The following is a 20262-nucleotide window of genomic DNA, read 5'->3' as shown; positions in this document are numbered from 1 at the left end:
TCGCACACCGGCGCTTTGACGCAGGCTCCCGGACACAAGCAGTGTGGTGGACGCCAACACAACGGGCGGCGCCTGGAGGAATCCGTGAGCAGAAAGATTCTGGTCATTGTCTCCGAACACGGTTACTGGGCGGAGGAACTGATAGGCCCGGTCTCGAAGTTCGACGAGCAGGGCTACGAGGTCGTGTTCGCCACACCGACCGGAAAGCGCGCACACGCACTTCCGCCGAGCCTCGACGCGAACTACGTAGACCCTCCGCTGGGCCGCTCGGTGACCACCGAGGAGAACGCCCGGCTGGGACGGGAATTCGAGCAGTCGAGCCGGCTGGACTCGCCGCTGGACATCGAGGCGTGGGTGCCCGAGCGCCCGTACACGAGCGACGAGGGCTATCTGCGCAAGCTGGAGCAGTACCACCGCGACCTGGACCGGCTGGCGTCCGACATCGCCGAGTACGACGCGGTCCTCATCGTCGGCGGCAGCGGACCCATCGCCGACCTGGCCAACAACGAGCGCGTGCACGCGCTGGTCCTGGCCTTCAAGGACGCCGGCAAGGTCGTGGCGGCCGAATGCTACGGCGTCGCCTGCCTGGCCTTCGCCCGTGACTGGGGCGACCGCAAGAGCATCATCTGGGGCAAGCACGTCACCGGCCACTGCAAGGAGTACGACTACAAGGACGGCACCGGATTCCTCGGAACCGATTTCAACATGGGCCCGCCGCCGTACCCGCTGGAGTACATCCTGCGCGATGCGACCGGCCCGGACGGGGCCTACCACGGGAATTTCGGGCACCCGCTGTCGGTGATCGTCGATTACCCGTTCGTGACGGGCCGCTCCACCCCCGACTCGTACCTCACGGGGCAGAAGATCGTGGAAGTCCTGGAGGACGGCCTCACCCGGTACGGCTGGTGATCCGGAGACTCTCCGGGAAAGAGGGGGAATTCATGGGAGCCACTCCCGGACGGGAAAGGCTGATCGAGCAGTTCAAGGCCGACGGCCTCACGGTGATGTTCGGAAATCCGGGGACGGTGGAACAGGGGTTCCTCGACGCGGCGGACGCCGCCGAGGACTTCCGGTACGTCCTCGCCCTCCAGGAGACGGTGGCCGCGGGCATCGCCGACGGCTACGCCCGGGCCACCGGGGGTGCGGCCCTGCTCCAGCTGCACTCCGGCGTGGGCCTCGGCAACGGCATCGGCATGCTCTACCAGTCGCTGCGCGGCCACACCCCGCTGGTCGTGGTCGCCGGCGACGCCGGGATCCGCTACGACGCGATGGACGCGCAGATGGCCTGTGACCTGGTGGCCCTGGCCAAGCCGGTGACCAAGTACGCGACCCGGGTCACCGATCCGCGGTCCGTGCTGCGCACCCTGCGCCGGGCGGTGAAGATCGCCCTGACCCCGCCGCGCGGCCCGGTGTTCGTGGGCCTGCCGATGGACGTGCTGGACGAGCTCAACTCCGAGCCGGTCCTACCCGCCACGGTCCCGCTCACGGACGTGGCGCCGTCCCCGGCCTCCGTGGGGCGGGCGGCAGAGCTGTTGGCCTCCGCCGAGCGGCCCGTCGTCCTGGTCGGCGACGGGGTGGCGCTCTCCGGGGCGCAGCGCGAACTCGCCGCCGTCGCCGAGCTGCTGGGCGCCGACGTGTACGAGGTGGACTCCTCCGAGGTGAACATCGCGGCCTCGCACCCGCTGCGCCGCGGGCAGACGGGGCACATGTTCGGCCCGCACAGCAGGGAGCTGGTCGGGGACGCGGACGGGGTGCTGATCGTGGGCACCTACGTCTTCCCGGAGGTGTTCCCCGAGCTGGACAGCCCCTTCCGGGCCGGGGCCGGGGTCGTCCACATCGACCTGAACGCCTACGAGATCGCCAAGAACCACCCGGTGGACCTCGGGCTGGCCGCCGACCCGCGGCAGGCGCTGCGCGCGCTGGCCGGCGTACTGGAGGAGCGGTTGACCCCGCGGCAGCGGGCCGCCGCGGCCTCCCGGGTCGACGCCCGCACCCGGGAGCGCGCGCTCGCCGCCCACTCCGCCGGGGACGGGGAGGACGGCACGCCGATGGCGGTCTTCCTGCGCACCCTGGCCGAGCGGACCGGCGGGGACCTGATCGTCTTCGACGAGGCGCTGACGACCTCGCCCCTGGTCACCCGCTACCTGCCGCCGGAGCGGCCCGGCGACTACCACCTGACCCGCGGCGGCTCGCTCGGGGTGGGCTTCCCGGGCGCGGTCGGGGTCAAACTGGCCCGGCCGGACCGGCTGGTCGTCGGCTTCGCCGGGGACGGCGGGGCGATGTACACCTACCAGGCGCTGTGGACCGCGGTGCGGCACGGCGTCGACGCCAAGTTCGTGGTCTGCAACAACCGCAAGTACCGGCTGCTGGACGACAACATCGCCCAGTACTGGCGGGAGCGGGACATCCCGCAGCACGGCTTCCCGGACTCCTTCGACCTGTCCCACCCGGAGATCGACTTCGCCGGGCTGGCCCGGTCGCTCGGTGCCGCGGGGACCCGGGTGGAGAAGCCGGACGAGGCCGCCGCGGCGGCGGTCCGGATGCTGGAGCACCCCGGCCCGTTCCTCGTCGACATCCACATCTGAGCCGGCACCCGTATCCGGCCGGCACCCGAATCCGGGCCGGCACCGGCATCCGAGCACAGCAGTCACGGCACCACCCAGCACGGACAGGAGGAGACCGCATGCCCGCCGAGCGGCAGCAGCTGACCGAGGACGCGATCCGCACGTTCGCCGAGACCTGGTACGCGGCACTGGACCGGCACGCGCCGGCCGACCGGGTCCTCGCCCTGATCACCGAGGACCTGGAATTCAAGGTCCCCGAGGACACCTTCCTCGGCCACGAGGGGTTCGGCCGCTGGTACGAGGCCGTCACCCACCGGTTCTTCGACGAGGTGCACACCGTCACGAAGGTGGAGCCGGTCATCGAGGGCGACCGGGCCGTCGTCCGGGTCCTCGTCAACTGGCAGGCCAAGATCTGGGACGCGCCGGCCGCCCGCAGCACCTGGCTCGGCTTCGACGCCGACCAGACGTGGACCGTGGTGGCGGGCCCGCAGGGGCCGCTCATCAAGCAGTACACCGTCAACGAGCTGGCGCCGATGCCCGGTTCGGCCTCCCTCTGAGCGCCGGCGAGCGAGGAGCGACGACGATGACCGAAGTGACACGGGAGCGGGTCGAGGCGGCCTACCGGGCCCTCGGCTCCGGGGACCGGGCGCGCATCCTGGAGTACTACGCCGAGGACCTGCGCTGGCTGGTGCCGGGCAACCACCCGCTGGCGGGCTGGTACGAGAGCCTCGACGCGTTCTTGGACCTGATGGGCCGGACCCACAAGCTCACGGGCGGCACGTTCCGGATGGACATCCAGGCCGTCCTCACCGGCGAGGACTGCAGCGCCGACGTCTGCCGCAACACCGCCCTGCGGGACGGCGCCGACCCGGCGAGCCCCTCACCGTACGAGCGGATGGACTACCCGGTCTTCCACTTCATGCGGTGGCGGGACGGCCGGATCGTGGAGGGCCGCGACGGGCTCTTCGGGGACTCGGCGACCGCGTTCAGCCAGTTCTGGGCGGCGGTCGCGCAGGACGGAACCCGCAGGGACCGATAGGGGAGGGGAGCGCGATGAGCGCCGTGGACACGCGAGAGATCCTTCGGAAGTACTACGAGTACGCCAACGCCGGGGACTGGGACCGCTGGTGCGACCTGTTCGCCGACGACCAGGTCATGGACGAGCAGCTCGCCGGGCACATCGAGGGGCTGGAGGTCCTGCGCTCGATGATGAAGGGCATGGGGACGATGTACCGCGTCTTCCAGAACCGGCCCGTGCACTTCATCGTCGACACCGACGGGGAGAAGGCCGCGGCCGTCTCCCACCTCAGTGCCGTCAGCGCCTCCGGGGAGGCGATCGAGGCCGAGGTCATGAACTTCTTCCGGATCGTGGCCGGAAAGATCGCCTACATGGCGAACTACCACGACACCGTCCCGTTCCGGGTGCTGGACCAGGGATGAGGGGGAGACGTGACGGCCGCAGCTGAGTACGACTACGTCGTCGTCGGAGCCGGCACCGCCGGCAGCGTCCTCGCGAACCGACTGAGCGAGGACCCCGACGTCTCCGTCCTGGTCCTGGAGGCGGGCGGCAACCGCATCCCGCCCGAGGTGGACGACCCGTCCTCCTGGTACAAGCTGCTCGGCGGGCCCGTCGACTGGGGCTACACCAGCGTCCCGCAGCCCGGGCTCGACGGCCGCCGCACCTACGAGCCCCGCGGCAGGGGCCCCGGCGGCAGCAGCAACCTGTACATCATGATGCACATCCGGGGCCACGCCTCGGACTTCGACAACTGGGCCTACCAGGGCGCGGCCGGCTGGGCCCACGAGGACGTCCTGCCGTACTTCGCCCGCCTGGAGGCCCAGGAGGACGCCACCGCCGCCACCACCGGCACCACGGGCCCGCAGCGGGTCACCCATGCCGGCCGGCACCGACCCAATCCGGTCTCGCGGGCCTTCATCGACGCCGCCGTCGAGCTCGGCCACGAGGAGATCCCCGACTTCAACACCGACGGGCCCCGCCGCGGCCTCTTCGGCACCGGCTGGCACCACATCGACGTCGCCGACGGCCGCCGGCAGGGGGCGCTCGCCGCCTGGCTGGAGCCGGCGCTGGCCCGCCCGAACCTGACCCTGCGCACCAGCGCGCAGAGCACCCGGCTGCTGTTCGACGGCGACACCTGCACCGGGGTGGAGTACGTGCAGCTGGCCCCGGCCACGAACGTCCCGGGCCGGACCGTCCGGGACGGCCACAGCACTGCCGCCGCGCCCGGCCCGCACACCGTACGGGCCCGCCGGGAGGTGATCGTGGCGGCCGGGGCGATCGAATCCCCCAAGCTGCTGCTGCTGTCCGGCATCGGCCATCCGGAGCAGCTGCGCGAGCACGGCATCGCCGTCACCGCGGCGGTGCCCGGCGTCGGCGAGAACTTCCACAACCACGTGCTGACCGGGCTGATGGCCGAGGTCACGCAGGAGCTGCCGGCGCCGGCGCAGAACCTGTCGGAGAGCGCGCTGTTCCTGTCGTCGCGCCCCGGGCTGCCCGCCCCGGACCTGCAGATCGCCTTCGTCCACGTCCCGTTCGACGTGATCGTCGGCAAGGACCATCCGAACACGGTCAGCATCCTGCCCGGGGTCGTCCGGCCCGTCTCGCGCGGCTGGATCCGGCTCGCCAGCGCCGACCCGCTGGCCCACCCGCTGGTCCACCCCAACTACCTGGGGGACCGGTGGGACCTGGAGCGGATGGTGCAGGGCGTCAAGCTCGCCCGGGAGCTCTTCGCGACCTCCGCGTTCTCGCCCTGGTACAAGCAGGAGCTCCAACCCGGCCCGGGCGTGGCCACCGACGACGAGCTGCGGACCTTCGTCAAGCAGAAGTCGGAGAGCTATCACCACCAGTCCGGCTCCTGCCGCATGGGCATCGACGACCTCTCCGTCGTCGACCCCGAGCTGCGCGTGCACGGCGTGCGGGGCCTGCGCGTCGTCGACGCCAGCGTGATGCCCGCCGTCCCGTCGGGCAACTGCCACACCGCGATCGCGATGATCGCCGAGCGTGCGGCGGACTTCCTCCGCGGCAGAGAGGGGCTGTCCCGTGGCTGACGCCGTGCTGCGCGAGGGCGTGCTGAGCGGGACCCGGATCGCGGTCCTGGTGGAGAGCGACTTCTACGAGCCGGAGATCTTCTACTACCAGCGCCGGTTCGCCGAGGAGGGCGCCGAGGTCGACTTCCTGACCCGGCTGTGGGGCAACGACTCGATCACCTTCACCGGGCACGAGTTCCGTGCCCCGTTCACCGCGGACCGGTCCCTGGAGGGACTGGACGACGAGGAGCTGCGCCGGTACGCGGCGGTCATCGTGCCCTCGGGCATGGTCGCCGACCGGCTCCGTTACACCGAGGACGTGGACGTCCTCGCGCCGGCGACGGACCTGCTGCGGCGGGCCTTCGACGAGCCGACCGTCCTCAAGGGGATCATCTGCCACGGCATGTGGCTGGCCTCCTCGATCCCGGGGAAGGTCCGCGGCCGCAAGGTGGTCTGCCACAACAACCTGATCGGCGACGTCCGCAACATGGGCGCCCAGTACGTCGACGAGGACGTGGTGGTCGACGGGGACCTGGTCACCGGGCGCACGGGCGCCCACCACCACCTGTTCGCCCGCCGCATCATCGACCTGCTCGCCGCCGACCGGGGGCGGAGGGTCGGCTGATGCGCCGGATGGACTGGTCGCACGTGGGCCTGAACTGCACGGACCAGAAGGCGACCGAGGAGTTCTACACCCGGTACTTCGGCTTCACCCGGGCCCGGGTCGTGGACCTCGGCGAGTCGCAGATCGTGTTCCTGCGCCGGGGGGACGCGTACCTGGAGCTGTTCGCCTCCGGTAACGCCCCGGCCCGTACGGCGCCGGGGGTCCCCCCAGCGGTAGCCGGGGGCGACGGGCCGCAGGAGCCGGGCCGGATGCGCCACCTGGCCTTCCAGACCGACAGCGTGGACGCGTTCCTGGAGGGGCTGGGCGACGCGGCAGAAGTGACCCTGGGGCCGCTCGACTTCGACGACTTCATCTGCGGCTGGCGGACCGTGTGGGTCCGCGACCCCGACGGGGTGATCGTCGAGGTCAGTCAGGGATTCGAGGACGACCGCTCTCACGACAAGGACGGTGCATGACATGGCGGACGCCGTGAGCTTCTCCTTCTCCGACACCATCGCGGGCTACGTCAGCCGGTTCGACAGCGCCTCCCGCCTGCTGCGGTTGAAGACCTCGGACGGCCGCGAGTTCGCCGTCTCGCTGGCCTCCGGCCCCAGCGCCGAGCTGGTCCGCAACCTCGACGAGCCGTACATCGACGCCTCCGGGCACATCGACGAGATGCTCTCGCCCGGCCGGTACCTGTTCGCCTACGGCGTCCACTACCCCGAGCACGGCGGTCGGTTCGACGCCAAGCGCCTGGTGTTCCTGGGCCGCGGCGCCGAGGACTTCCGGTTCGAGGAGTCGGGCTGGTGGATCAAGCAGATCGAGTCGCTCGCCGACTTCTACAAGCGGGCGCAGTTCGGCGACGGGCCGGTCGACTTCACCGAGTACCGCACCGAGATCCGGCTCGGCGGGGACAAGACCGCCAGCCACGTGCAGGAGACCGACACGATCTCCCGCCTGGTCTACGGCATGGCCTCGGCCTACCTGCTGACCGGCAAGGACGAGTACCTGGAGGTCGCCGAGCGCGGCACCGAGTACCTGCGCAAGCACATGCGGGTCGTGGACAGCGAAGAGGACGTCGTCTACTGGTACCACGGCATCAGCGTCGACGGGGACACCGAGAAGAAGCTGTTCACCTCGGAGTTCGCCGACGACTACGACGCGATCCCGATGTACGAGCAGATCTACGCCCTCGCCGGACCGGTCCAGACCTACCGGGTCACCGGCGACGTGCGGATCAAGAGCGACGCCGACGCCACCATCCGGCTCTTCGACAAGTTCTTCCTCGACCGCGAGCAGGGCGGTTACTACTCGCACATCGACCCGATCCTGTTCAGCCCGGACCACGAGTCCCTCGGCGAGAACGCCGAGCGCAAGAACTGGAACTCGGTCGGCGACCACGCGCCCGCCTACCTGATCAACCTGTACCTGGCGACCGGCGACCGGAAGTACGCCGACTTCCTGGAGTACACCTTCGACACCATCGCGGAGCGGTTCCCGGACTACGCGAACAGCCCGTTCGTCCAGGAGCGCTTCTTCCGCGACTGGTCGCACGACACCGCGCACAGCTGGCAGCAGAACCGCGCGGTCGTCGGCCACAACCTGAAGATCGCCTGGAACCTGATGCGGATGAACTCGCTGAAGGCCAAGCCCGCCTACGCCGACCTCGCCCGCAAGATCGGCGAGATCATGCCGGAGGCCGGCAGCGACCTCCAGCGCGGCGGCTGGTACGACGTGGTCGAGCGGATCAAGCAGGGCGACCAGGAGGCGTACCGTTTCGCCTGGCACGACCGCAAGGCCTGGTGGCAGCAGGAGCAGGCGATCCTCGCCTACCTCATCCTGCACGGCACGGTCGGCGACGAGGCCTTCCTGCGCGAGGCCCGGCAGGCCGAGGCCTTCTACAACACCTTCTTCCTCGACCACGACGAGGGAGCCGTCTACTTCAACGTCCTCGCGAGCGGTACCCCGTACCTGCTCGGCACCGAGCGGCTCAAAGGCAGCCACTCGATGTCCATGTACCACTCGGCGGAGCTGTGCTACCTCGCCGCCGTCTACAACAACCTGCTCATCAACGGCCGGGAGATGGACTTCCACTTCAAGCCCGATCCGACCGGCCTGCCCGACCGCGTGCTGCGCGTCTCGCCCGACCTGCTGCCGGCGGGCTCGGTGCGGATCGCGTCCGTCGAGATCGACGAGAAGCCGTACACGGACTTCGACGCGGACGGGCTCACGGTCCGGCTGCCCGACGTCCAGGGGCGGGTCAAGGTCAAAGTCCGGCTGCGGCCGGTGACGTCATAGCGCTCAACGGGGGGCGCCCCGACAGAAGGGGAAAGCAAGCCATGACTCTGAACGTGAAGGAACGCCGGAACAAGGCGGGCACCGTGCTCGTCGCCACCGGCGAGATCAACAGCGAGACCTCGGGACAGCTGCTGGGGGCGCTCCTGCCGCTGGTCCGCGAGGGCCGGCCGCTGCGCATCGACCTCACGGCCGTCACGTACGTGTCCAGCGCGGGCCTGCGCACGCTGCTGGTCGTCTACCGCGAGGCACAGCACGCCGGGGTCGCCGTCACCCTGTACGGGGTGAGCGAGGAAGTCCGGTTCGTCATGTCGGCCACCGGCTTCCTCGACTTCTTCGAGACCGGCGAGGCCGCCGCGGCCGAGGCGAAGGCCAAGGCCAAGGCGGGCACCCGGGCCGCGGACAGGACCCGGACTCCGGTCGAGAGCGCGGTCGCCCGATGACCGAGGCCCGGTCCGAGCAAGTCCTGCGCGTCGACGCGTACCCGACCCACGAAGTGGGCGGGTACCGCGTCCGCGCGGGCAAGCCCTACCCGTTCGGGGCCAACGTGGTCCCCGGCGGGGTCAGTTTCTCCGTCTACTCCGACCAGGCCACCTCCATGACCCTGGTCATCTACGAGCGCGGAGAGCCCGAGCCGATGGCCGAGCTGGAGTTCCCCGAGGAATTCCGCACCGGCAGCGTCTTCGCCATGACGGTCTTCGGCCTCGACCACGAGAACATCGAGTACGGGTACCGGGCCGACGGCCCCTACGACCCGATCACCGGTCACCGCTTCGACGCCCGCCAGGTCCTCTCCGACCCCTACGCCCGACTGATCGCCGGCCGGGACGTGTGGGGCGTGGAGCCGGACCGCAGCCGCGGCTACCAGTACCGCTCCCGGGTCTGCCTGCAGGACTTCGACTGGGGAGACGACACGCCGCTGCGGCTGCCCGCCGAGGACCTCGTCGTCTACGAGACCCACGTGCGCGGCTTCACCCGGCACCCCTCCTCGCAGGTCACCGCCCCCGGCACGTTCGCGGGGCTGCGGGAGAAGATCCCGTACCTGAAGGAGCTCGGGGTCAACTGCATCGAGCTGCTGCCGGTGTTCGAGTTCGACGAGAGCGACAACCCGCGGACGAACCCGGAGACGGGCGAGCGGCTCTACGACTACTGGGGCTACAACACCGTCTCGTTCTTCGCGCCCAAGGCCGGCTACGCGGCCACCGGACGCTACGGGATGCAGGGCGACGAGTTCCGCACCCTGATCAAGGACCTGCACGCGGCCGGCATCGAGGTCATCCTCGACGTGGTCTTCAACCACACCGCCGAGGGCAACGAGCAGGGCCCGACGATCTCCTTCAAGGGCCTCGACAACGCCACCTACTACATGCTCACGCCGGAGGGGTACTACTTCAACTTCAGCGGCACGGGCAACACCGTCAACTGCAACCACCCCGTCGTGCGCAACTTCGTCCTCGACTGCCTGCGCCACTGGGTCGCCGACTACCACATCGACGGGTTCCGCTTCGACCTCGCCGCCATCCTCGGCCGCTCCCCGGACGGCACGCCGCTGCCCAATCCGCCGCTGCTGGAGACGCTCGCGTACGACCCGGTCCTGCGGCACACCAAGCTCATCGCCGAGGCCTGGGACGCGGGCGGACTCTACGAGGTCGGCAACTTCCCGGCGTACGGCCGCTGGGCGGAGTGGAACGGCAAGTACCGCGACACCGTGCGCCGCTTCCTCAAGGGCGACGCCGGGGTCACCGGGGAGCTGGCCACCCGGCTCGCCGGCTCCCCGGACATGTACTCCGGCCGCGGCACCTCCGCCTCGGTCAACTTCCTCACCGCCCACGACGGCTTCACCCTGGCCGACCTCGTCTCGTACAACGACAAGCACAACGAGGCCAACGGCGAGGGCAACAACGACGGGGCGAACGACAACAACAGCTGGAACTGCGGGGCGGAGGGACCCACCGACGACCCCGCGGTGAACGAGCTGCGGCTGCGCCAGACGAAGAACGCGCTGGCGATCCTCTTCACCAGCCAGGGCATCCCGATGCTGCTGGCCGGCGACGAGGTCGGCCGCACCCAGCAGGGCAACAACAACACCTACTGCCAGGACAACGAGCTGTCCTGGTTCGACTGGGACCAGGTCGACGAGAACGCCGAACTGCTCCGCTTCACCCGGGAGATGATCGCCTTCCGGGGCCGCCACCGGGAGCTGCGCTCCACCTCCCACCCGACCGGGCAGATCCGCGAGGGCCTGGGCCTGCCGGACATCAGCTGGCACGGCGCGCGGGCCTGGCAGCCCGACTGGTCGGGCGAGAGCAGGCTGCTGGCGGTGGCCCGCTGCGGCCTCGGCGACGACGACGTCGTCTACGTGGCCATGAACTCCCACTGGGAGGCGCACGACCTGGAGCTGCCGGCGCTGCCCCACGGCCGCAGCTGGCACCTGTTCGCGGACACCGGGGCCGAGGCCCCGCACGACATCCGCACCCCCGGCACCGAGCCCGAGCTGGACAACGCCGGGAAGTACTTGATCGGCCCGCGCTCGGTGGTGGTCCTGGTCGGCCGCACCCCCGACCCGGACCGCGCGCTCTGACCGCTGTCCCGCCGCGGGGCACCGCCCCGCGGCGGGACCCGACCGCACCCTCCCGACCCGTACGCCCGAAGGAGACCTGACATGCCGCTTTCCGTGTCCCTGAGCATCGAGGGCGACACCACCGTGATCGAGCTGGCGGGCGAGCTGGACGCCAAGACCGCGCCGGAGTTCCACCAGACCATCGAGAAGGCCGCCGGGCACGGCACGTCCACGGTCGAGATCAGGATGGCCGGGGTCGGCTACATGGCCAGCGCCGGGCTGCGGTCCCTGGTCTTCGCCCAGCAGAAGGTCGCGGACCACGTGACCATCAAGGTGGTCGGCGCGATCGAGCCCGTCTCGCGGACCATCCGGACGGCCGGGCTGGACCGCAGCATCGTCCTCTCCGACCAGTGAGCCACAGGAGCGAGATGGTCGAACTCGCGCGGACGCCCGCCGAACTGGAGGTGCCCGCCACGCTGGGGGCGCTGGGCGAGATCGCCGCGTTCGTCCTGCGGCTGGCCGCCGGAGCGGGCCTCGACAAGCGGGCCACGTACCGGATCCGGCTTGCCGTGGACGAGCTGGCCACCAACATCGTCATGCACGGGTACCGGGGCGGCGGCGGGCGGATCACCGTCCGCGGCCGCTCCGGCCCCGGCCGGGTGCAGATCGTCCTCGTGGACGGGGCGCCCGCCTTCGACCCCGTCGCGGGGCGCCTACCGCCCGCCCCCGGGACTCCCCCCGAGCGCCGGCGGATCGGCGGACTCGGCATCCACCTGGCGCTGACCAGCGTGGACGAGTTCGGCTACGCACGCAGGGACGGCCGCAACATCAGCACGCTGACCGTCACAGCCGAGGGGACGGACCGATGCCCTCCACCACCGTGATCATCCTCGACGAGTACCCGCCGCCGCCCGGCGAGCTCCTCCACGCGCTGCGCCTGATGGACGCGGAGCTGGTCGGCCTCACCCTGCGCGAGCTGCTCGTCGGCCCGCCGGACGCGCTGCCCGTCGCCGACGTGCTGCTCGCCCCGGCGGAGACCGAGGGGGAGGCGGTACGCCTGGCCGTACGCCGGCTGCGCGGCTGGGCCGGGGCGCCGATCGTCGTCGTCTGGACGGTGACCGGCTTCGCCGCCCTGGAGCAGCACGTCCGGCTCGGCCACGACTACCTCGTCCCCCCGTTCCTGCCCGCCCTGGTCGGCGCCCGGCTGCACAGCTGCTCCGAGCGCGCCGGGCTCGGCCGCACCCTGCGGGAGGCCGACGCCCGCGCCGAGCTCATGGGCTACGAGAAGGAGCTGGAGATCGGCCGCGAGATCCAGGCCGGCTTCCTGCCCGACGCCCTGCCGGTCCCCGAGGGCTGGGAGATCGACGTCCGGTTCCGGCCCGCCCGGCAGGTCGCGGGTGACTTCTACGACGTGTTCCAGATATCCCGCGGACGAAGACTCGCCGTCGTAGTCGCCGACGTCTGCGACAAGGGGGTCGGGGCCGCGCTCTTCATGGCCCTGATCCGCTCCCTGCTGCGGCACACCGCCGAGAACAGCGGACTCCAGCACCTGGTGGCCGCCGGACGGGCCGGCGGCAGCCGCCGCATCCCCGTCGTGGGTGCCACCCCGCTGCTCAACGCGGTCACCGCCACCAACGGCTACCTCACCCGCAACCACCTCAGGCAGGGCTACTTCGCCACCCTGTTCTTCGGTGTGCTCGACCCGCTGACCGGCAGCCTCGTCTACATCAACGGCGGCCACAACCCGCCGCTGCTGCTGCGTGCCGACGGCGGGGACCCACTCGCGCTGGACGTCACCGGGCCGGCCGTCGGGGTGCTGCCCGACTGCGTGTTCACGCTCGGCTACGCCCAGTTGAACCACGGGGACACCCTGTTCGTGTTCACCGACGGAGTGCCGGAGGCCCGCTGCCCCGACGGCACGTTCCTCGGAGACGCGCGGATGCTGGAGCTGCTCGCCGGCCCCCCGGGGAGCGGCAGTGAGGTGGTCGACCGGATGGACACGGCCGTACGCGAGCACACCGGCACAGCCGAACAGCACGACGACGTCACCATGCTGGCGCTGCACCGGCCCCGTGCGGCGCGGGGGCCGCACGCCGGACCGGCCGCGGCGGACCGGCCCGCCGCGGGCCGTACGGCGGTGGCCTGATGGCCCGGACCGTCGTGGTGCACTCGCACCGCGGCGGCACCGGGAAGTCATCGGTCCTGGCCAACCTCGCCCTCCTGTTGGCGGGCGACGGGCGCCGGGTCGGGGTGGTCGACACCGACATCCAGTCGCCCACCCTGGACCTGCTCTTCCGGCTCGGCCCGGGCCCCTCCCTGGCCGACTACCTGCTCGGGCGGTGCGAGATCGAGGCCGCCGCCCGGCGGGCGGGCCCGCGCGGGCCCTACGTCGTACCGGCCCGTACCGGGACGGCCGAGCTGCGCGAGCTGATGGCGAGCGGGTACGACGTCGGGCTGCTGCCGGAGGGCTTCGACCGGCTGGCGGACCACTACGGTCTGGACGTGCTGCTGCTCGACACCCATGCGGGGCTGAACAACGAGTCGGTGGCGGCCATGGCGAGCGCCGACGTGTTGATGATCATGGCGAGGGCGGACCGGATCGACCTGATGGGGGTGGAGGAGACGATCGCCCTCGCCGGGAGGCTCGCCTGCCGTCGCGCACTTGTCGTGAGCATGGCTCCCGCGGGGGTGGACCTGGACGGGGCCCGCCGCCGGGCCGAGGAGGTGTACGGCGCCCCCCTGGCCGGAATCCTCCCGTACGTCCCGGAAATGGCCGCCCTGTACGGCGAACGCATATTCGCCGAAGCCCATCCCGACCACCCCCTGGTCGGTGAATTCCGCACCATCATCTCGGCGTTGGACGCACGTGACGAAGTATCCCGCGCCTGACGCTCCCCCCTTACGCCCTCCGCGAGCGGCGTGTTGAATCGGCAGCGATTCCTGAACAAGGAGAAAGAAGTCATGAAGATTCTTGTCGTCATGACGGCCAAGGCGACCCTCCACCTGCTGGACGGAGAAGAGCACCCCTCGGGATTCTGGGCCGAGGAATTCGTGGTCCCCTACACCCTGTTCGCCGCCGCGGGCCACACCGTGGACGTGGCGACGATCGGGGGCCGGCTCCCCACCGTGGACCAGACCAGCATCGACCCCCAGTTCCTCAAGTGGGTCCGCCCCCAGGGCTCACCCGACGAGGACGCAGCCAACGCCGCCGAGTACGTCAGAGTCATCGAGAGCGCCCCCCAGCTCAAGACCCCCCTCGCCGTGGAGTCCCTGAAGGAGGAGGACGTCGCCGCGTACGACGGCCTGTACGTCAGCGGCGGCCACGGCGCCATCGGAGACCTCCCCAAGTCCGACGCCCTCGCCCAGGTCCTGCGCTGGGCCATCGCCCGGGACAAGCCGATCGCCACCGTCTGCCACGGCCACACCGCACTGCTCGCCCTGCGCGACGGCGAGGGCCGCTGGCCCTTCGAGGGCTACCGGATGACCGCCTTCTCGCACAGCGAGGAACTGGTCACCAGCATGGCCGGCCGGCTCCCGCTGATCCTGGAGACCGAGCTGACCCGGCTCGGCGCCCGCTACGAGAAGGCCGAGGCGATCTGGGACTCCCACGTGGTCGTCGACCGCAACCTCACCACCGGCCAGAACCCCTACTCATCGAAGGCCCTCGCCGAGACGTTCCTGCAGCAGCTCGCGAAGGGCTAGCACCCCGCACCCCCGACACCGGAAGGCATCAGCCATGACCAGGCGCGCGCTCAGCGACCAGCCCTTGGCCAACCCCGGGAAGCTGTTCATCGGCGGCAAGTGGGTACCGGCGCAGGACGGCCGGACCGAGCCCGACATCAGCCCCGTGGACGGACAGGAGATCGTACCGGTGGCCCAGGCCACCACCGCCGACGCGGACGCGGCCGTGGCCGCCGCCCGCGCGGCGTACGAGGAGGGTCCCTGGAGCAGACTGTCCGCCCAGGAGCGCGCCCTGCGGCTGAACCGGGTCGGTGAACTCATCGAACGCGACCTGGAGGAGATCGCCCTCCTGGAGACGGTGGACATGGGCAAGCCGTTCGCCTTCTCCAGCACGGTCGACGCCCCCATGGCCGCCCAGCTGATGCACTACTACGCCGGCGCCGTCACCCGCGTCGACGGCTCCTCCCGGGCCCCGGCCGGCGGACAGCTCGCCTACACCCTGCGCGAGCCGCTCGGCGTGGTCTGCGCCATCACCCCCTTCAACTTCCCGCTGCTGCTGTCGATGACGAAGATCGCACCGGCGCTCGCGGCGGGGAACACGGTCGTCCACAAGCCCTCCCCGGCCACCCCGCTCACCGCCCTGAAGATCGCCGAGCTCTTCCAGGAGGCGGAGATCCCGGACGGCGTGCTGAACGTGATCACCGGACCCGGCGTGGAGCTCGGCGAGACCCTCACCGACCACCCCGGCATCGACAAGATCGCCTTCACCGGCTCCACCGCCGTGGGCCAGTCGATCATCCGCAAGTCGGCCGGCACCCTGAAGAAGGTCACGATGGAACTCGGCGGCAAGTCCGCCAACATCGTCTTCGCCGACGCCGACCTCGACGCCGCCGAGGAACTCGCCTTCTTCGGCATCTACTACAACAAGGGCGAGATCTGCACCGCGGGCTCCCGGCTGCTGCTCCAGCGCCCGATCCACGACGAGCTGGTCGAGCGCCTGGTCCGCCGGGCCGCCGCCCTCAAGCCCGGCGACCCGCGCGACCCGGAGACCCTGTTCGGACCACTGGCCCACCGCGGCCAGTTCGACAAGGTCAGCTCGTACATCGAGGTCGGGGAGAAGGAAGGTGCCGTCCTGCGCACCGGCGGCACCGGCTGGACCCCCGAGGGGGCCTCCAGCCAGGGGCTGTACTTCCTGCCGACCGTCTTCACCGGGGTCGACAACGACATGCGGATCGCCCAGGAGGAGATCTTCGGCCCGGTCCTGTCGATCATCCCGTTCGACACCGAGGAAGACGCCATCCGCATCGCCAACGACAGCGCCTACGGCCTGGCCGCCGGTGTCCACACCAAGGACCTGCGGCGGGCGCACCGCGTCGCCTCCCAGATCAAGGCCGGCACGGTATGGGTCAACTGCTACAACCAGTACGACCCCTCGGTGCCCTACGGCGGCTACAAGGCGTCCGGCTACGGGCGCGAGTGCGGACCCGAATCCCTCGAAAGCTACACCCAGACCAAGTCGGTCTGGATCGGCATGGACTGACGGCCCGGCGGCGCCCGGGCACCACGGTCCGACGGCGCCCGCGGCACGACGGCACGACGGCCACGACGAGGAGCAGCACATGCGCACAGGCATCATCGGCACCGGGCGGATCGGCTCCACCCTGGCACGCATCCTGGTGGCCGCCGGCCACGAGGTCGTACTCGCCAACGCCCGCGGCCCTCAGTCCATCGGCCCGTTACTGGCCGAACTGGGCCCGGCGGCCGCGGCGGCGGACCCCGCCGGGGCCGCCGACCGGGCAGACCTCCTGGTGCTGATGCTGCCCCACGCCGCGGTCCGGGGGCTGCTGCCGCCGGACGCCCTGCGCGACCGGGTGCTGGTGGACGCCACGAACGCGTTCGGCGGCCCGGGCACCCCCGCCGACCTCGACGGGCGCACCTCAAGCGAACTCGTCGCCGAGTGGTATCCCGGCGCACGGGTCGTGAAGTCCCTGAACACCATGCATTACGAAACCCTCGCCGTGGCCGGCACCGCCCAGGGCGAGCGCCTGGCCCATTTCACGGCGGGCGACGACGGAAAAGCGAAGGAAATCGTCGCGGGAATCATCACGGATCTCGGATTCGCCGCCGTCGACACCGGCCCGCTGCACGCCGGAGGAATTCTCCAGCAGCCCGGCGGGCCCCTTTTCAACCGGCCGCTCACGCAAGCGGAGGCGCTGGCATGGATCTCTCACTGAACGTGAACGGAAGACCCGAGCAGTTCTCGGCCCGGCCGAACGAACTGCTCGTGGAACGGCTCCGGGACGGCCTCGGCCTGACCGGCACCAAGATCGGCTGCGACACCGGGCAGTGCGGCTCCTGCGTCGTCCGACTCGACGGCCGGTCCGTCAAGAGCTGCCTGGTCCTCACCGCCTCGGCCGCCGGCTCCGCGGTGACCACCATCGAGGGGGTCAGGGAGGAGGGCGGCGGCCTCACCGGCCTCCAGGAGGCGCTGCGCGAGGAGCACGGGACCCAGTGCGGGTTCTGCACCCCCGGCATGGTCATGGCCCTGGGCGAACTCGTCGAGACTGCGCTCACCAACGACGCCGCCGGCCGGGCGGCCCCGACCGAACCCGAGATCCGCGAGTGGCTCACCGGCAACCTGTGCCGCTGCACCGGCTACCACAGCGTCGTACGGGGCGTGCAGCGCGCCTGCGCCGCCGCCCGCGCCGAGGTCCCCGAGGAGCTCGGGGAGAACGCGGCCGTGCCCGCCTCCGCGTCCGGACGGGAGGGGTGAGGACATGACCGCCGTTACGGGGGAGGACCCGCTCCAGGAGCAGGACCGGGAACAGGCGGAACCGCAAGAGCAGACGCCGGCCGGCGGTGTGCTCGGCGCGCCCCTCGACGCCCGCGAAGATCCGCAGCTCCTGCGCGGCGAGGCGGTGTACGTCGCCGACATCAACCTGCCCGGCACCGCCCACATGGCCATCCTCGGCAGCCCGCACGCCCACGCGCGGATCCTGTCCGTCGAGACCAAGGCCGCCGAGCAGCTGCCCGGCGTGCTGAAGGTGGCCACCGCCGCGGACTTCCCCGACGTCATGCCGCTGCCCTGCATCTGGATCCCCGGCGGCGTCGAGAGCCACTTCCCGCCCCACCCCTACGGACTTCCCGGCGCCCGCCCGGTCCTCTCCGGCGACACCGTCCGGCACGTCGGCGACCCGATCGCCGTGGTCGTCGCCGAGACCCCGCACCAGGCCGCCGCCGCCCTGGCCGCCATCGCCGTCGAGTACGAGCCGCTGCCCGTGGTCACCCGAGCCGACCACGCCCTCGCCGACGGCGCCCCGCAGCTGCACGACGCCGTCCCGGGCAACCTGAACGCGTACTGGACCTGCGGCGACGAGGAGGCCACCGACGCGGCCATCGCCCGGGCCGAGGTGACCGTCGAGCTCGACCTGGTCAACCAGCGCACCATCAACAGCCCCATCGAGCCGCGCGGCGCCGTCGGCGACTTCAACGCCGCCACCGGCGAGTACACCCTGTACGCCTCCACCCAGGGCCCGCACAACCACCGCTTCCTGCTGTCGGCGCTGGTCCTCGGCATCCCCTTCAACAAGCTCCGGGTGATCGCACCGACCGTAGGCGGCAGCTTCGGCACGAAGGGGTACCTCTACCCCGACATGGCGCTGGTCCTGCTGCTGTCCAAGGCGCTCGGCCGGCCCGTGAAGTGGGTGGACACCCGCACCGGCCTGATGAACTCCACCGTCCAGGGCCGCGACCACCGCCAGCACGCCACCCTCGCCGGCACCCGCGACGGCCGCATCACCGCCGTGCGCTGCACCAGCTACGCCAACCTCGGCGCCTACCCGTCGACCATCGGCCCCGGCGTCGCCACCGCGCTCATGGGACGCTCCCTCACCGGCATGTACGAGATCCCCGCCGCGTTCTGCGAGGTGTACGCCGCCTTCACCAACACCGTGCCGCTCGGCGCCCAGCGCGGCAGCGGCCGCGCCGAGGCCGCGTTCCTGATGGAACGCCTCGTCGACCGGTACGCCGGCGAGATCGGCATGGACCCGGCAGAGGTCCGCCGCCGGAACCTGGTGCCGGACGACCGCTTCCCGTACGACAACGGCCTCGGCTGGACCTACGACTCCGGCAGCTACCGGGAGAACTTCGACAAGGCCCTACAGCTGTCGGGCTACGCCGACGTGCCCGCCCGCAAGGCCGGGGCCCGCGCCCGCGGCAAGCGCCTCGGCGTCGGGCTCGCCACCTACGTCGCCGTCTGCGGGGTCGGCCCGTCCACCCGGATGTCCCAGGAGGGCATGCTGGGCGGCACCTGGGAGAGCGCCAACATCCGCGTCCACCCCACCGGCGAGGTCGCCGTCACCGTGGGCTCCGCCTCCACCGGCCAGAGCCACGGAACCGTCTTCGCGCAGGTCGCCGCCGCCGAACTGGGCATCGACCCGGCCGCCGTCCAGGTGTACGAGGGGGACACGCTGAAAGCCCCGTACGGGCAGGGCACGTACGGCTCCCGCTCGTACAGCATGGCCGCGCCCGCGGTCGCCCTCACCGCCCGCAAGATCAAGGACAAGATGGTCCGGGCCGGCGCGGTGCTCCTCGGCGTCCCCGAGGACCGGGTCGTCTACGACGCCGGCCGGGTCCACGAGGCCGGCAACCCGGACAACGGCAAGACGTTCTCCGAGATGGCGATGGCCCTCTGGTACGGCTGGGGGCTGCCCCCCGAGATCGAGCCCGCCCTCGACGAGACCACCCACTTCGACCCGCCGGACTTCAACTACCCCTTCGGCACCCACGTCGCCGTCGTCGAGGTCGACGAACTCACCGGCGAAACCGAGGTGGTGGCGTACACCGCCGTCGACGACGCCGGCAACATCGGCAACCCGAAGGTCGTGCGGGGCCAGATCGAGGGCAGCATCCTCCACGGCCTCGGCCAAGCCCTGATGGAGGCCGCCGTCTACGACGAGCAGGGCGTCCTGCTCACCCGTGACCTCAGCAGCTACGCCCTGCCGCGCGCGGCGGACGCCCCGTTCTTCACGCTCGACCGGACGGTCACGCCCACCCCGCACAACGTCCTCGGCGCCAAGGGCGCCGGCGAGATCGCCACCGTGCCGCCGGCCGCGGCCGTCGTCAACGCGGTCGTCGACGCCCTGTCCGACCTGGGCGTCACGCACATCGACATGCCGCTCACGCCCGAAAAGGTGTGGCGCCGCCTGCGCGGAGGGGCCCAGTGATCCTCACCGACTTCGACTACGCCCGGCCCGCCGACCTCGCCGAGGCCCTCGACCTGCTGTCCGGCGCCCGGGACGCCCGGGTGCTGGCCGGCGGCCAGAGCCTGCTGCCCGCCCTGCGCGCCGGGGAGGACAGCGCCCGCCTGCTGGTCGACGTACGCCGGCTGCCGGGGCTGCGGGGCATCGCCCGCAGCCCCGGCGGGGTCCGGTTCGGGGCGCTCACCACCCACCGGTCTCTTATAAACATCAGACGCTGCCGCCGATTTAGGGTGTGTAGATATCGGTGGGCGC

Annotated in this window: 21 protein-coding genes; all 21 read left to right on the top strand. The window is 71.3% G+C overall.

Annotated elements, in window-relative coordinates; genetic code table 11:
• Positions 1 to 84: 84 nt before the first annotated feature.
• Positions 85 to 909 carry a type 1 glutamine amidotransferase domain-containing protein gene (locus ACFV7Q_RS24555; protein WP_385431437.1) on the top strand — a complete coding sequence of 275 codons (825 nt, stop codon included), beginning with the start codon at positions 85 to 87 and terminating at the stop codon, positions 907 to 909.
• Positions 910 to 941: 32 nt separating this feature from the next.
• Positions 942 to 2585 carry a thiamine pyrophosphate-binding protein gene (locus ACFV7Q_RS24550; protein WP_385431436.1) on the top strand — a complete coding sequence of 548 codons (1644 nt, stop codon included), beginning with the start codon at positions 942 to 944 and terminating at the stop codon, positions 2583 to 2585.
• A gap of 98 nt (positions 2586 to 2683) precedes the next feature.
• A complete protein-coding gene (locus ACFV7Q_RS24545; RefSeq protein WP_385431435.1) occupies positions 2684 to 3121 on the top strand; it encodes a nuclear transport factor 2 family protein in 438 nt (145 codons plus the stop codon).
• 26 nt (positions 3122 to 3147) lie between these two features.
• Entirely contained in the window at positions 3148 to 3603 is a 456-nt protein-coding gene (locus ACFV7Q_RS24540; protein WP_385431434.1) for a nuclear transport factor 2 family protein, read from the top strand.
• 14 nt (positions 3604 to 3617) lie between these two features.
• Positions 3618 to 4004, top strand: coding sequence for a nuclear transport factor 2 family protein (locus ACFV7Q_RS24535; RefSeq protein WP_385431433.1), 387 nt, complete (start codon positions 3618 to 3620; stop codon positions 4002 to 4004).
• A gap of 9 nt (positions 4005 to 4013) precedes the next feature.
• Positions 4014 to 5630 (top strand): GMC family oxidoreductase, encoded by a 1617-nt coding sequence (locus ACFV7Q_RS24530; RefSeq protein WP_385431432.1) that lies wholly within the window; start codon positions 4014 to 4016, stop codon positions 5628 to 5630.
• Complete coding sequence (locus tag ACFV7Q_RS24525; RefSeq protein WP_385431431.1) at positions 5623 to 6234, top strand: DJ-1/PfpI family protein; 612 nt, start codon at positions 5623 to 5625, stop codon at positions 6232 to 6234. The genes ACFV7Q_RS24530 and ACFV7Q_RS24525 overlap by 8 nt, the downstream gene beginning before the upstream one ends.
• Entirely contained in the window at positions 6234 to 6689 is a 456-nt protein-coding gene (locus ACFV7Q_RS24520) for a VOC family protein (RefSeq protein WP_385431430.1), read from the top strand. Before ACFV7Q_RS24525 ends, ACFV7Q_RS24520 begins: the two co-directional genes overlap by 1 nt.
• Position 6690: 1 nt before the next feature.
• Positions 6691 to 8511, top strand: a complete 1821-nt coding sequence (locus ACFV7Q_RS24515) for an AGE family epimerase/isomerase (RefSeq protein WP_385431429.1) — start codon at positions 6691 to 6693, stop codon at positions 8509 to 8511.
• 41 nt (positions 8512 to 8552) lie between these two features.
• The gene (locus ACFV7Q_RS24510) at positions 8553 to 8951 is read left to right on the top strand and encodes an STAS domain-containing protein (RefSeq protein WP_385431428.1); all 399 of its coding nucleotides are present in this window, start codon (positions 8553 to 8555) and stop codon (positions 8949 to 8951) included.
• Positions 8948 to 11089: a glycogen debranching protein GlgX gene (gene glgX, locus ACFV7Q_RS24505; protein WP_385431427.1), complete on the top strand. Its 2142-nt coding sequence runs from the start codon at positions 8948 to 8950 to the stop codon at positions 11087 to 11089. The genes ACFV7Q_RS24510 and glgX overlap by 4 nt, the downstream gene beginning before the upstream one ends.
• Positions 11090 to 11170: 81 nt before the next feature.
• Positions 11171 to 11482, top strand: coding sequence for an STAS domain-containing protein (locus ACFV7Q_RS24500; protein ID WP_385431426.1), 312 nt, complete (start codon positions 11171 to 11173; stop codon positions 11480 to 11482).
• Positions 11479 to 11952 (top strand): ATP-binding protein, encoded by a 474-nt coding sequence (locus ACFV7Q_RS24495; protein ID WP_385431425.1) that lies wholly within the window; start codon positions 11479 to 11481, stop codon positions 11950 to 11952. Before ACFV7Q_RS24500 ends, ACFV7Q_RS24495 begins: the two co-directional genes overlap by 4 nt.
• Positions 11934 to 13214 (top strand): PP2C family protein-serine/threonine phosphatase, encoded by a 1281-nt coding sequence (locus ACFV7Q_RS24490; RefSeq protein WP_385431424.1) that lies wholly within the window; start codon positions 11934 to 11936, stop codon positions 13212 to 13214. The genes ACFV7Q_RS24495 and ACFV7Q_RS24490 overlap by 19 nt, the downstream gene beginning before the upstream one ends.
• Complete coding sequence (locus ACFV7Q_RS24485) at positions 13214 to 13957, top strand: AAA family ATPase (RefSeq protein ID WP_385431423.1); 744 nt, start codon at positions 13214 to 13216, stop codon at positions 13955 to 13957. Before ACFV7Q_RS24490 ends, ACFV7Q_RS24485 begins: the two co-directional genes overlap by 1 nt.
• Positions 13958 to 14029: 72 nt before the next feature.
• On the top strand, positions 14030 to 14770 hold the full coding sequence (locus tag ACFV7Q_RS24480; protein WP_385431422.1) for a type 1 glutamine amidotransferase domain-containing protein: 741 nt from the start codon (positions 14030 to 14032) through the stop codon (positions 14768 to 14770).
• A gap of 34 nt (positions 14771 to 14804) precedes the next feature.
• Positions 14805 to 16289: an aldehyde dehydrogenase family protein gene (locus tag ACFV7Q_RS24475; protein WP_385431421.1), complete on the top strand. Its 1485-nt coding sequence runs from the start codon at positions 14805 to 14807 to the stop codon at positions 16287 to 16289.
• Positions 16290 to 16368: 79 nt separating this feature from the next.
• Positions 16369 to 16983 carry an NADPH-dependent F420 reductase gene (locus ACFV7Q_RS24470; protein WP_385431420.1) on the top strand — a complete coding sequence of 205 codons (615 nt, stop codon included), beginning with the start codon at positions 16369 to 16371 and terminating at the stop codon, positions 16981 to 16983.
• Entirely contained in the window at positions 16968 to 17522 is a 555-nt protein-coding gene (locus tag ACFV7Q_RS24465) for a (2Fe-2S)-binding protein (protein ID WP_385431419.1), read from the top strand. Before ACFV7Q_RS24470 ends, ACFV7Q_RS24465 begins: the two co-directional genes overlap by 16 nt.
• A 4-nt stretch (positions 17523 to 17526) precedes the next feature.
• Positions 17527 to 19974: a xanthine dehydrogenase family protein molybdopterin-binding subunit gene (locus ACFV7Q_RS24460; protein WP_385431418.1), complete on the top strand. Its 2448-nt coding sequence runs from the start codon at positions 17527 to 17529 to the stop codon at positions 19972 to 19974.
• Positions 19971 to 20262 (top strand): FAD binding domain-containing protein (locus ACFV7Q_RS24455; RefSeq protein WP_385431417.1); only part of this gene is annotated, 292 nt, incomplete at its 3' end. The genes ACFV7Q_RS24460 and ACFV7Q_RS24455, both read left to right, overlap by 4 nt.

Source organism: Streptomyces sp. NPDC059851 (assembly GCF_042732005.1).
Taxonomy (GTDB): domain Bacteria; phylum Actinomycetota; class Actinomycetes; order Streptomycetales; family Streptomycetaceae; genus Streptomyces.
The sequence above is the reverse complement of the archived record's forward strand: the minus strand, read 5'-3'. Positions and strand labels throughout refer to the sequence as shown.